Source organism: Micromonospora sp. NPDC005215 (assembly GCF_040607915.1).
In the GTDB taxonomy this organism is placed as follows: domain Bacteria; phylum Actinomycetota; class Actinomycetes; order Mycobacteriales; family Micromonosporaceae; genus Micromonospora.
Map to the genome: position 1 here is coordinate 44,220 of NZ_JBEXHQ010000032.1, position 13,396 is coordinate 57,615.

Annotated in this window: 8 protein-coding genes; 6 read left to right on the forward strand and 2 right to left on the reverse strand. The window is 70.9% G+C overall.

Going from position 1 to position 13,396, the window contains the following annotated elements; translation table 11 throughout:
- The first annotated feature begins 6 nt into the window (after positions 1-6).
- Genes ABZU25_RS22810 through ABZU25_RS22825 form a run of 4 tightly spaced genes read left to right on the forward strand, consistent with a single transcriptional unit; the run spans position 7 to position 9,822 of the window.
- A complete protein-coding gene (locus ABZU25_RS22810) occupies positions 7-960 on the forward strand; it encodes a TauD/TfdA family dioxygenase (RefSeq protein ID WP_355031383.1) in 954 nt (317 codons plus the stop codon).
- Positions 960-1,148 carry an MbtH family NRPS accessory protein gene (locus ABZU25_RS22815; protein WP_355031384.1) on the forward strand — a complete coding sequence of 63 codons (189 nt, stop codon included), beginning with the start codon at positions 960-962 and terminating at the stop codon, positions 1,146-1,148. The genes ABZU25_RS22810 and ABZU25_RS22815 overlap by 1 nt, the downstream gene beginning before the upstream one ends.
- Positions 1,145-4,261, forward strand: coding sequence for an amino acid adenylation domain-containing protein (locus tag ABZU25_RS22820; RefSeq protein WP_355031385.1), 3,117 nt, complete (start codon positions 1,145-1,147; stop codon positions 4,259-4,261). Before ABZU25_RS22815 ends, ABZU25_RS22820 begins: the two co-directional genes overlap by 4 nt.
- Positions 4,258-9,822 (forward strand): amino acid adenylation domain-containing protein, encoded by a 5,565-nt coding sequence (locus ABZU25_RS22825; RefSeq protein ID WP_355031386.1) that lies wholly within the window; start codon positions 4,258-4,260, stop codon positions 9,820-9,822. Before ABZU25_RS22820 ends, ABZU25_RS22825 begins: the two co-directional genes overlap by 4 nt.
- A 387-nt stretch (positions 9,823-10,209) precedes the next feature.
- Here ABZU25_RS22825 and ABZU25_RS22830 read toward each other — a convergent pair whose 3' ends face one another.
- Positions 10,210-10,566 (reverse strand): antibiotic biosynthesis monooxygenase, encoded by a 357-nt coding sequence (locus ABZU25_RS22830; protein WP_355031387.1) that lies wholly within the window; start codon positions 10,564-10,566, stop codon positions 10,210-10,212.
- Positions 10,563-11,282 carry a DUF3159 domain-containing protein gene (locus tag ABZU25_RS22835; RefSeq protein ID WP_355031388.1) on the reverse strand — a complete coding sequence of 240 codons (720 nt, stop codon included), beginning with the start codon at positions 11,280-11,282 and terminating at the stop codon, positions 10,563-10,565. Before ABZU25_RS22835 ends, ABZU25_RS22830 begins: the two co-directional genes overlap by 4 nt.
- Before the next feature lie 64 nt (positions 11,283-11,346).
- On the opposite strand from ABZU25_RS22835, the gene ABZU25_RS22840 reads away from it, so the two are divergent.
- Both ABZU25_RS22840 and ABZU25_RS22845 read left to right on the forward strand, forming a co-directional pair.
- Positions 11,347-11,838, forward strand: coding sequence for a MarR family transcriptional regulator (locus ABZU25_RS22840; RefSeq protein WP_355031389.1), 492 nt, complete (start codon positions 11,347-11,349; stop codon positions 11,836-11,838).
- An 89-nt stretch (positions 11,839-11,927) separates the two neighbouring features.
- Positions 11,928-13,178 carry an NAD(P)/FAD-dependent oxidoreductase gene (locus tag ABZU25_RS22845; RefSeq protein ID WP_355031390.1) on the forward strand — a complete coding sequence of 417 codons (1,251 nt, stop codon included), beginning with the start codon at positions 11,928-11,930 and terminating at the stop codon, positions 13,176-13,178.
- The last annotated feature ends 218 nt before the right edge of the window (positions 13,179-13,396 follow it).

The following is a 13,396-nucleotide window of genomic DNA, read 5'->3' on the forward strand; positions in this document are numbered from 1 at the left end:
AGAGCAATGAGCGACACGATCGCCACGCTGCCCGTGGTCGTCGAAGCCGACGGCCTGGCGCTGACCGAGCTGATCACCGATCGCCGCGCCGAGCTGCGGGCCACCCTGGCCGACCAGGGTGGGTTGCTGTTCCGCGGCTTCGACGTGGGCGGGGTGGACGGCTTCGACCAGGTGGTCCGGGCGTTGTCCGGGGAACCATTGACCTACACAGAGCGGTCCTCGCCCCGGCACGCCATCAAGGGCCGGGTGTACACCTCGACCGACTACCCACCGGACGAGGAGATCTTTCTGCACAACGAGAACTCGTACCAGGCGCGGTGGCCGTTGACCCTGTTCTTCTACTGCATCACCGCGCCGCAGACGCTGGGCGCCACCCCGTTGGCCGACATCCGTCAGGTCTACCGGGGGATCGACCCGGCGGTACGCGAGGAGTTCGTACGCCGGCGCTGGATGCTGATGCGAAACTTCCACGAAGATTTCGGCACCACCTGGCAGCACGTGTTCGGCACCGACGATCGTGCCGAGGTGCAGGCGTACGCGGCGGCCAACCGGATCACGCTGGAGTGGGTGGGCCGGGACGGGCTGCGTACCCGTGCGGTGCGTGACGCCGTGCACCTCCGCCCCGGCTCGGACGTTCCCCGCTGGTTCAACCACGCCACCTTCTTCCACGTGAGCAGCCTCGCGAAGGACCTCCAGGAGGGCCTGCTGGACATGTTCGGCGCCGACGGGCTGCCGTCGAACACCTACTACGGCGACGGTGGCGAGATCCCCGCCGACGTCCTGGACCACCTGCGGGCCGCCTACCGGGCCGCGAGCGTCCGCTTCGACTACCACCGCGACGACGTGCTGGTGGTCGACAACATGACCGCCGCGCACGGCCGGGAACCGTTCACCGGCCCCCGCAAGATCGCCGTCGCGATGGCCGAACCGCACACCCCTGACACCAACGGAGAGCAGTGATGGCCGAGCCCCGATTCCTGGTCGTGCGCAACGACGAGGAGCAGTACTCGATCTGGTCGGCCGAGCGGGACCTCCCGGCGGGATGGCACGACACCGGCTTCGCCGGCACCCGCGAGGAGTGCCTGGCGCACATCGACACCGTCTGGACCGACATGCGCCCCCGCTCGGTACGCGAGGGGGCGTCATGAGCAAGGAGTGGACCTTCCCGGCGTCCTTCGCCCAGGAGCGGGTGTGGACGGCCAACCAGCTCGACCCCGGGTCACCGGTCTACAACGTCTCCGCGCCGTGGCGGTTCCCGGTCGGTGTCACCGCCGCACAGGCCACCGAGGTGTTCGGCCAGGTGGTCGCCCGGCACGAGTCGCTCCGTACGCACCTGCGGATCGTCGACGGCGCGCTGGTGCAGGTGGTCCGGGCCGTCGAGCCGTTGGAACTGCCGGAGTTGGACCTGACCGGTCTGCCCGCCGACGAGCGGGAGACTCGCTACGACGAGACCCTCGCCGAGCTGGCGCGTAGCCCGATCCCGCTGGACACCCCGCCGCCGTGGCGGGCCCGGCTGGTCCGGTTCGCCGCCGACCGGGTCGGGTTGCAGTTCGTGGTGCACCACGCGGTCTTCGACAGCCACTCGGCGGTGCTCTTCGACGCCGAGCTGACCGCGTTCACCCGGGCCGCGCTGACCGGCGCACCCGCCGACGTGCCCGAGCTGCCCATCCAGTACGCCGACTTCGCCGTCTGGCAGCGCGACCAGCTCACCGACACCGAGTTGGAGCGGCAGCTCGCCTTCTGGCGCGGTCACCTGGCCGGTGCGCCGGCGGTGACCGGCCTGCCGCTTGACCGGCCGCGCCCAGCCCAGCTCGGCTTCGCCGGTGACGAGGTGCGCTTCGACCTCCCCTACGGGCTGCTGGACCAGGTCGGGCGGCTCGCCGCCGGCACGTCGACCACCCCGTACATGGTGCTGCTGGCTGCCTTCGCGGCGCTGCTCTCCCGGATCTCCGGTGACCCCGAGGTGGTGGTGGGCGTCTCCACCGCCGGCCGCGACACCGCCGAGCTGACGCCGCTGATCGGCATGTTCGTCAACCAGGTGGCGCTGCGGTGCGACCTCACCGGCGACCCGAGCGTCACCGAGGTGCTCGGCCGCGTCCGGACCGGCCTGGTGGACGCGATGGAACACGGGCAGGCCCCGTTCCAGCGGATCGTCGAGGCGGTCGCCCCGCAGCGCGACCCGTCGGTGCAGCCGGTGTTCCAGACCGCGCTGAACCTGATCCCGGACTCCGGCCTGGACCCGGTGCCGCTGGGCACCACCAAGGACGACCTGGCCTTCGACATCACCGGCGGCACCAGCCGGCTGGTCTACCGCACCGACCTGTTCGACCGGGCCACCGCGGAGGCGGTCGTCGCCCGCTACCTGCGGCTGCTCACCGCCGCCGTGACCGACCCGGGGACGCGGCTGTCGGCGCTGCCGCTGCTCGACGACGCCGAACGTGACCTGCTGCGCGCCTGGACCGACACCGGGCACGCGGTCGCCCCGATCACCCTGGTGGCCGAGGTGGAGCGGCAGGTCGTCGCCACCCCCGCCGCGATCGCGCTGGTCTGCGACGGGGAGGAGCTGAGCTACGCCGAGCTGAGCGCTCGGGCCAACCAACTGGCCCGGCTGCTGGTCGAGCGCGGTGCCGGCCCGGAGACCCGGGTCGCGCTGCTGCTGCCCCGCTCGGTGGAGTTGCTGGTGGCCATCCTCGCGGTGCTGAAGGCCGGTGCCGCGTACCTGCCGGTGGACACCGGCTATCCGGCGAACCGGATCAGCTACCTGCTGACCGACGCCGAGCCGACGCTCGTGCTGGCCACCTCGGAGACGGCCGCGCTGGCCCCCGCCGACGCACTGGTGCTGACCGACACGACCGCCGCCGACCTGGACTCCGCCGACCTCACCGATGACGACCGCCGTACGCCGTTGCGTGCGGAGCACCCGGCGTACCTGCTCTACACCTCCGGCTCCACCGGGCGGCCCAAGGGCGTGCTGGTCGAGCACCGCGCGGTCACCGCGTACCTGGCCTGGGCCCGGGACACCTACCCGGGGCTGGCCGGTGTCGCGCTGCTGCACTCGCCGGTCTCGTTCGACCTGACCGTGACCGGGCTGCTCGGCCCTCTCACCGCCGGGGGCACGGTCCGGCTCGCCGGCATCGACACCCCGGCGGCGCGGGCCGGTGGCCCGCCGACCTTCCTGAAGGTCACCCCCAGCCACCTGCCGCTGCTCGACGACGCCCTGTCGCCCACCACCGATCTGGTGATCGGCGGGGAGGCGCTGACCGGCGAACAACTGGCTGGCTGGCGGGCCACCCACCCCCAGGTGGCGGTGATCAACGAGTACGGCCCGACCGAGGCGACCGTCGGCTGTATCGCGGCCCGGATCGCTCCCGAGCAGCCGGTCTCCGCCGGGCCGGTGCCGATCGGCCGGTCCACCTGGGACACCCGGGTCCACCTGCTCGACGGCGCGCTGAACCCGGTGCCGCCGGGTGTGGTCGGTGAGCTGTTCATCGCCGGGGCGCAACTGGCCCGGGGCTATTTGGGCCGGCCGGCGCTGACGGCCGAGCGCTTCCTGCCCTGCCCGTACGGGCCGCCGGGGGAGCGGATGTACCGCACCGGGGACCTCGCCCGCTGGCGGGCCGACGGGGCACTGGAATACCTGGGCCGCCGGGACAACCAGGTCAAGATCCGGGGGATGCGGATCGAGCTGGGCGAGATCGAGTCGGTGCTGCGCGCCCGCGCGGACGTGGCCGAGGCCGCGGTGGTGGTCCGCGCCGACAACGGCGAGCCGACCCTGGTCGGCTACCTGGTCGGCCGGGTCGACGAGGCGACGCTCGCCGCAGACCTGGCCCAGGAGCTGCCCGCGCACCTGGTGCCGAGCGCGTTCGTCTGGTTGGACGCGCTGCCGCTGACGCCGAACGGCAAGCTGGACACCGCCGCGCTGCCGGCACCGACCGCCGCCACCGCCGACGGCTTCCTCGCCCCGCGTACCGACGCCGAGGTGCTGGTCGCCGAGGTCTACGCCGAGATCCTGCAACTTGAGAAGGTCGGCGCGCTCGACGACTTCTTCGCCCTCGGCGGCAACTCGCTGCGCGGCATGCGGGCGATGGCCCGGATCCGCGCCGAGGTGGACGTGGAGCTGCCGATGCGGGCGCTGTTCAGCAGCCCGGTGGTGGCCGACCTGGCCGCCCAGATCGAGCAGCGGATCGCCGCCGAGCTCGACGAACTCTCCGAAACCGAGGTCGCCGCGCTGCTCGCGGCGGAGAAGGACACCCCCTTATGACCGACGTGAAGGACTCGGCCCGCGACGCCGCCCGGCAGGCGCTGATCGCCCAGCGGTTGCGCCGCCGGTCAGGCAGCCCGCCCGCCGCGCGGATCACTCCCCGCCCGCCCGACGCCGAGGTGCCGCTGTCGTACGCCCAGGAGCGGGTCTGGTTCATGGACCAGCTCGCTCCCGGCGAGGCGGCGTACCACATCGCGGTGCCCTTGCGAGTCCGTGGCCCGCTGGACGTCGCGGCGCTGCGCCGCGCGCTGGCTGACCTGACCCATCGGCACGAGTCGCTGCGCACCCGGTTCCCGGCCGACTCGGACGGCCGGCCCACCGTGGTGCTCGACGAGGTCGTCGAGGTGCCGCTGACCGTGGTGGACGCCGCCGACGACACCGCCGCCCAGGCACTGGTCGACGAGGCGGCCGTCGAGCCGTTCGACCTGGCCAACGGGCCGCTGCTGCGGGCTCTGCTGATCCGGCTGGCCGCCTGCGACGATAATCCGGCCTCCGCGCCGCAAGACGGCACTCCGGACCGGATGAACGTCGACGAGCACGTGCTCTTCCTCGGCCAGCACCACATCGTCGGTGACGGCTGGTCCGTGGACGTGCTGCTGCGTGACCTGATCGCCCGCTACCGCGACCGGGAGCTGCCCGCCCTGCCGGTCCAGTACGGAGACTTCGCGGTCTGGGAGGCACGGGAGCTGGCCAGGCCGGGCGCGCTGCGGCACGTGGACTGGTGGAAGGAGCGCCTCGCCGGGATCACCCCGCTGGAGCTGCCGCTGGACCTGCCGCGGCCGGCCACCCAGACGTACCGGGGTGACTTCGTCGAGTTCACACTGGACGCCGCCGCCACCGAGGGGCTGGCCGCGCTGACCCGTGCCTACGGCGGCACGATGTTCATGACGCTGCTCGCCGCGTACCAGGTGTTCCTGGCCCGGCACGCCGGGCAGGACGACTTCGCGGTGGGCGCGTCGGTGGCCGGCCGGTCCGCTCCGGAGCTGGAGAACCTGGTCGGCATGTTCATCAACATGCTGCCGATGCGTGCCGAGCTGGCCGGCGACCCGACCTTCACCGAGCTGCTGGATCGGACCCGCCGCGCGGTGCTGGACGGGCTGGAGCACGGCGAGGTGCCGTTCGCCCGGGTCGTGCACGAGCTGGGTCTGCCGCGTGACGTCAGCCGCTCACCGGTGTTTCAGGCGATGTTCGTGCTGCAGAACTACGAGATGGGCCGGTTCGAAGGGGTGGCCGAGGACGCCGACGTCGGCTTCGAGTGGCATCCGATGGAGCTGCGCGCCACCCGCTTCGACTTCGAGCTGCACGCCGTCGAGACCGGCAACGGGCTCTGGGGCAAGCTGGTCTTCAACACCGACCTGTTCACCCGGGCCACCATCGAGCGGATGGCGCACCGGCTCACCACGCTGCTGCGCGCCGTGGTCGCCACCCCGGATCTGCCGGTCTCCGCGCTCGATCTGCTCGCACCCGCCGAGCGGGAGCTGTTGGCCGGGTGGAACGACACCGACCACGATTTCCCCCGGCAGCAGACGCTGCACGCCCCGATCGAGGAGCGGGCCGCTCGTACTCCGGACGCGGTGGCGCTGCGGCTCGCCGGCCGTTCGGTGACGTACGCCGAACTGAACGCGGCGGCGAACCGGGTGGCGCACCGGCTGCGCGCCTGCGGGGTGGGCCCGGAGACCCTGGTCGGTATCTGCGCGGAACGCTCGGTGGAGCTGGTCGCGGGCCTGCTCGGCGTGCTCAAGGCCGGCGGCGCCTACCTGCCGTTGGACCCGGAGTATCCGGCGGACCGGCTGGCCTTCATGGTCACCGATGCCGCCGCGCCGGTGGTGCTGGTGCAGGCACACCTGCGCGACGTGCTGCCGACGACCGACGCCACCGTGCTCGCCCTGGACGACGAGGCGGTCTGGGCCGACCAGCCGACGAGTGACCCGACGCCGACGGCCGGCCCGGCGCACCTCGCGTACGTCATCTACACCTCCGGCTCGACCGGCCGGCCCAAGGGTGTGCCGAACACCCACCGGGGCATCGTCAACCGACTGGACTGGATGCAGCGCACCTACCGGCTCGGCGCCGACGACGCGGTGTTGCAGAAGACCCCGGCCAGCTTCGACGTGTCGGTGTGGGAGTTCTTCTGGCCGCTGCGCGAGGGCGCGCGGCTGGTGCTGGCCGAGCCGGGCGGTCACAAGGACGCCGGCTACCTGCGCGACCTGCTGGTGTCCGAGCGGGTCACCACCGCCCACTTCGTCCCGTCCATGCTCACCGTCTTCCTCGCCGAGGACGGCGTCGAGGCGGCCACGGCGCTGCGCCGGGTGATCTGCAGCGGTGAGGAGTTGCCGCTCGCCGCCGCCCGGGACTTCACCGCCCGGCTGCCCAGCTGTGGCCTGCACAACCTGTACGGCCCGACCGAGGCGGCGATCGACGTCAGCTCCTGGGCGTGTGACCCGGCGCTGCTGGCCGAGCTGGCCAGTGTGCCGATCGGTGCGCCCATCAGCAACGTGCGGCTGCACGTGCTGGACGCCCGGGGCAACCCGTGCCCGGTGGGAGTCGCGGGTGAGCTGCACATCGGCGGGGTGGGGCTGGCCCGCGGCTACCACCGTCGGGCGGCGCTGACCGCGGAGCGGTTCGTGCCCGACCCGTTCTCCGGCGAGCCGGGTGCCCGGCTGTACCGTACCGGCGACCTGGCCCGCTGGCAGGTCGCGCCCGGTGACCGGCCCGGCGGTGTGCTCGAGTTCCTCGGCCGCATCGATCACCAGGTCAAGCTGCGCGGCCTGCGCATCGAGCTGGGCGAGATCGAGAGCGCGCTGCGCGCCCAGCCCGGGGTGACCGAGGCGGTGGTGCTGGTCCGCGAGGACACCCCCGGCGACAAGCGGCTCACCGGGTACCTGGTCGGCGCGGCCGAGCACGACGCGGTCAAGGTGGCACTCAAGGAGACCCTTCCGGAGTACCTGGTGCCGGCGGCGTTCGTCACCCTGGACGCCCTGCCGCTGACCCCGAACGGCAAGCTGGACCGCAAGGCGCTGCCCGCGCCGGTCGTCACCCGCGCCGCCTCGGTGGCGCTCGTGGAGCCGCGCGACGACACCGAACGGCTGCTCGCTGGGATCTGGTCCGAGGTGCTCGGTGTGGCCACCCTCGGCATCGACGACGACTTCTTCGACCTGGGTGGGCACTCGATGCTCGCGACCCAGGTGGTGGCCCGCATCCGCAAGGCCGAGCATGGTGGGCGGCCAGTCGGCGTGATGGACCTGTTCCAGCAGCGGACCATCCGCGACCTGGCCACGTTCATGTCCGGTGGCGGTGGCGACGGGCCCCGTCGGTTGCTCTACGAGCTGACCAAGCCGATCTCGCCGGCCCAAAGAGTGATCACTTACGTCTGCGTGCCGTACGGCGGCGGCAGCGCGATCGTCTACCAGCCCCTCGCGGACGCGCTGCCGGCCGGGCACGCGCTCTGGTCGCTGGCCATCCCCGGGCACGACGTGGGGCTCACCGAGGACGCGCTGCCCTTCGACGAGCTGACCACCCGGGTCGCCGAGGAGATCATCGAGCGCGTCGAGGGCCCGCTCGCCCTGTACGGGCACTGCGGCGTGGGCAGCGCGATCGTCGCCGAGGTGGCCCGCAAGGTGGAGGCCGCCGGGCGGGAGCTGACCGCGCTCTACATCGGTGCGATGTTCCCGTTCGCCCGGCCTAAGGGCCTGTTCGCGGCAGTGCGCACCGAGCTGGAGAAGCTGCGCAGCAACAAGCACTACGCGAGCTGGCTCAAGTCGATGGGTGTGGACACCGACGAGCTGGAGCCGGAGCAGGCGGACCGGATCATCAGCAACATGCGGGCCGACTCCCGGGCTTCCGAGGAATACTTCACCGCCCTGCTCGACCAGGGCGCGGTGAAGCTGCGCGCCCCGATCATCTCGGTGGTCGGCTCGGAGGACCCGGTCACCGACTACCACATCGAGCGGTACGCCGAGTGGCAGTTCCTCAGTGACCGCCTCGGGCTGGTGGTGCTCGACCAGGCCGGGCACTTCTTCCTCAAGTACCGCGCGCAGGAACTGACTGAGATCGTCACCCAGGTGCACCCGGCGCTGATCGCCGGCGACGTCGGTGAGCTGACCCCGCAGGCACGGGGCGAGGACGCCGGCTGGGCGGTGGCCGACACCCGGGGCGTCGACGCCGTCGTCGTCCCGGACATGCCGGTGGTTCGGCCCAGCATGGCCCGCTTCGTGTCGGTCACCGTCGGGCAGCTCGTCTCCACCACCGGTTCGGCGCTGACCGCGTTCGCCCTGCCGATCTGGCTGTTCACCCGCACCGGCTCGGTGACCGACCTGGGTCTGCTCTGGGCGTTGGCGCTGATCTGCGGCGTGCTGGTGCTGCCCATCGCCGGGGCGATCACCGACCGGATCAGCCGCCGCAAGATCATGATGATCGCCAGTTGCAGTGCCGGTTCGGTCCAGCTCGTGCTGGCCGCGCTGCTCTGGACCGACAACCTGGCGCTCTGGCACATCTACGGCCTGGTGGCGCTCAGTCAGGTGGCCGGCTCGTTCCAACGGATCGCGTTCCAGTCTGCGGTGCCGCAGTTGGTGCCCAAGCGCTACCTGGGCCACGCGATGGGCATCACCCAGCTCTCCAACGGGTTCGCCATGCTGCTGATGCCGGTCTTCGCAGCCGGCCTGCTGGCCGCGATCGACCTCAAGGGCATCCTGCTGCTCGACGTGGCCAGCTATGTGATCGCGGTGGTGACCCTGTCCGTGGTCCGCTTCCCCGACCTGCTCGGATGGCGACCCCGGGAGCGACTGCTGGTGGCGATCGCCAACGGTCTGCGCTACTCGTGGCGGCACCGTGGCTTCCGGCTGATGCTGGGCTACTTCGCGCTGGGCAACATCTTCCTGGCGCCCGCGCTGGTGCTCACCACCCCGTTGGTGCTCTCCTTCGGCAACGCGACGCAGGTGGCCCAGGTGGCCCTCGCCGAGGCCCTCGGCGCGGTCGCCGGCGGCGTACTCATGTCGCTCTGGGGTGGTCCCCGCAACCGACGCATGATCGGCGTACTGATCGGCAACCTCGGCACGGCGGTCGGCTGCGTCCTGGTCGGCCTGGACGCGTCCGTGGCGATGATCTGCGTCGGTGCGTTCTGGCTGGCCATGTCGATGACCACGGCACAGTCCATCTACGCCACGATCGTCCAGGTCAAGGTGCCGCAGCGCTATCACGGCCGGGTGTTCAGCCTCAACCAGACCATCTCCTGGTCGACCCTGCCCATTGGGTTCGCGCTGATCGCCCCGGCGGCCACCCGCCTGTTCGAGCCGCTGCTCGCCCCGGACGGGGCTCTGGCCGGGTCGGTGGGCGCGGTGATCGGCACCGGTCAGGGTCGGGGCATCGGCTTCGCGTACGTCTGCTTCGGTGCGGCGCTGATCCTGATCACCCTGGGCGGGTTCGCGATCCGGCTGCTCCGCCGCTTCGACCTTGAGGTCGCGGATTCGCTGCCCGACGACGTGATCGGTGCGCAGGAGCGGGAGCGTCGGCTGGCGGCCCGGGCCGCGCAGCGCGAGGAGGAACGGGTGCCGGTCGGGGTGTGACGACTGCGAAGGGGCCGCCGCGGTTCCGTCATTCGAGACACCGATCCAACGGGCAACGTCCTGAGCAGACCCTTCAGGCTGGAGACCTCTTCGGCCGTCCCCGAAGGTGTCAGGGTGGTGCCGCGGAAAGAGCGACCCACCAGTTACCTCGACCAAGCCTCGCCGGGCTGCGGTCGTACCACCAATAGATAAGTAGCCGACGACAGTGCCCCTGGTCGTCCTGGGCATACCGCCGCCGTGCGCCGTATTCGCGGCACTCCGCGGAGGCAGGAGCCGGGGGTTAGGTATGGAACCACCGGATGATGGTGAGCTGGAACAGCCAGATCGGCCACCGCCGCTTCGACGAAGTGGCTTGAGGCTGCCCGGATGGCGTGGTCTGGGTGGTTGTCACGATGCGTCGAATGCCAGGGTGTGGTGGGAACGGATGACCTGCACGTCGGCGAGCGGACGAGAAGCCGCCATGCTGGAACGGCCGCCAGGGCTGGCCAGCATCGCCGCCAGGGCGTCGTCGTCGCGCCAGCGTGCGTGGTGGATGACATGTCGCCCGTCGTCGGATCGGCTCAGTGTCGAGCCGAGGAATCCGGGCGTGTGCTCCAGGACGTCGTGGCCGTTGGCGGTCAGCAGCGCGTACAGCTGGTCTTGGTGTTGTTCGGTCACGGTGAAGACGCTCGTCACGGTCAGCTCGCCGCTGGTCGCTGCCGGCTTGTCTGGTCGGTTTGCTGGGTGCTCGGTTGGGGCGGTCATCGCTGAGCCGCCAGGGTCTTGCGGACGGCGACGATCGTGACCGCGACGAGGGTGGCGAAGACCGGTCCCGTGGCCGCGTGGGCGACAGCGAGCACGATGGTGTCGCCCCGGTCGTAGAAGATCACCTGCACGGTGGCGTTGATGACGTTGATTCCGATCGCCGTACTGGTGGCGGTCAGGTGGACGCGGCGCAGCGCGGCGTTGCGGTACCAGTCGTGCGGGCCGCCGGTGACCCGGTTGAGCAGTAGTCCGGTCAACGGGCGGCGCGCGATGATGGTGGCCAGGCAGGCCATGATCACGGCGAACGGGATTAGCGTCGGGACCAGGAAGAAGCCCCGCGCTTGGCCGGTAACCGCGGCGACCACCGCGCACACCGCCACCACCAGGATGCCGATCAGTGCCGACCTCGGCGACTGTCGGCGCGCCAGCCGGTAGCCCAGGCCGGCGAGAGCGGTCACGGCAGCGGCGGTGATCGCCGGGTACAGGGAGGCCACCACATTCGCCGCGACAAACACCAGGCTCGGGGCCGCGGCCACGAGGATCCCGACCCAGCGCTCAGGGTCGCTCCAGGTTTGCCTGATCGCCGCCCATCCTGACTCCGGTCCCTGGTGGCGGCCCTGCTGCGGGCCAGGTCGGGGTCGTGGTTCGGGGTTGCTGCTGGCGTCGTACTCGGGCATTCGATCGCCGATCTCCAGGGTGGTTCGTTGGTTACTCATGGCAAGATGGTTACACGTGAAACGGTTTCTTGCAAACCTGTGTCCCGTGAGATAGTGTTCGGGTGTGCCTAACGAACAAGCTTTTGCCGACCAGTCAGCTACGTCCGGCACTCCGGAAAACCCGGAGGAGGGGTCGCCCTTTGCGATCGGGCTACTGCTGCGTCGGGCGCACGATCGCGTAGCGGCGGCGATGGACGCTGCTTTGGCGCCGTTCGGCATCGAGCGGCGCCACCTGATGGTGATGATGCGGCTGCACGCCTCGGGGCCGCTCAGCCAACGTGACCTCGTCGTGCACACAAACCACGACAAAGCCTCGATCGTCCGGATTGTCGACGACCTCGAACGACTCGATCTCGCTTCACGCCAGCTGGTGCCCGGTGATCGGCGGCTGCGGGCCGTCACCCTGACCGAGCACGGCCGTGAGGTCTTCGCCCAGGCGCACCAGGCTGCCGAACCCGCGGCCTCGGCCGCAACGGCTCCCCTCACTGCTGCGCAGGCCCAGCAACTCCAGCGGCTCCTGCGCACGATGGTCGCCCCCGTGAACCCACCCGCCTGATACTCCGGCAGCTCACCGCCCGTCTCGGGCCGCCCGGTGTCGGCCGGCGGGCCCTACCGCCGGCTCGCTGGCACGAAAGGCAGCACCTCATGCGCGTTCTCATCATCGGCGCGGGCCTCGGCGGCCTGACTCTCCTGCACGGACTACGAAGCGCGGGAATCGACGCCCGAGTGTTCGAACGGTCGGCGCACCGTGCACAGCAACCGGCCAGCTACGGGATCCACCTCAACGCCGACGGCCTGCGTGCCCTGCACGCCTGCCTCCCCGCTGAGAACTGGAAGATGGTCGACGCGGCCGGAACCTCCGTACCGCTGATCGTCCGGTTCCACGACCCCCGCCGCGGCGTCCTGGCCACCATCGACAAGAGGTTCCCCGAAGACACCACCGACCCGATCACCAAACGCCGCGCGATCAGCCGCGGCAAGCTCCACGAAGCCCTCCTGCACAACACCCGCACCGAAGACGACGCGGAACCTCTCGTGCACTGGGGCAAGAAGTTCACCCACTACGAGCTGCGCAGCGACGGCGTCCGGGCGTTCTTCGCCGACGGCTCCCACGCCGACGGCGACATCCTGGTCGGCGCCGACGGCAGCAACTCCCGGGTCCGCCACCAGCGTCTTCCTGGCCTGCAACGTCAGGAACTCGGCATCATCAACATCGCCGGTCGCGTCCCCCTGGCAGGCGCCGTCGCCGCCGCCCTACCAGCCGACTTCACCGATGGCGGCATCAACAACGTCGTCCCCGCCCGCAACGGGTGGATGTTCCTCTCCACCTGGCCCAGTGGCGATCCCGACAACACCGACGTCAGCAACGGCGCCGCCGAGTACGTCGTCTGGGCCTGGGCCGGATCGGGAAACTCGTACCCGCAGGCAGTGCAGGACCTCGACGGAATCCAACTCAAACGACTCGTCACCGAACGCGTCCGCGACTGGGCAGCACCACTACGGACCCTGGTCGATGCCACGGACGCCGCGACCATCACCACCGTGCCGCTACGGACCATGCCTCAGCTCCCCGACTGGGCACCCTCGCGAGTCACACTTCTCGGCGACGCCATCCACAACATGACACCCATGGCAGGCATCGGCGCCAACACCGCCCTGCGCGACGCCGACCACCTCCGCCAAGCCCTCAAGACCGGCACCGATCCGGTGAATAGCATCGGCGTCTACGAAACGGCGATGCGACACTACGCCAACCAAGCCCTAGCACTCTCCACCCGAAACGCCACCAACGCCGCCCTCGCCACACCAACGAACCGGACCGCATTCCGTGCGCTTCTCCGTGCTAGCGCGACCATCCCCGCCCTACGGCGCAAGATCTTCGGGCCGTCGATCTAATCGACCAGGAATCTCTGCGGGCCATCGTGGCTTCGCCGAACCGGCGGTCGGCCTCACGGCGCGACCCGCGCCACCGTCATCGTGGCGAGTGGGCTCTGGCCGGCGCCGATGGGCACTGTCCGAGGTGGCAGGCAGCCAACGAACCAGCGCCGTCAGTCGCCTGAGACGAGGGGTGGGCTGCCCAGCTCGCGGGCCCGATGAGCGGCGGTCCGGGATAC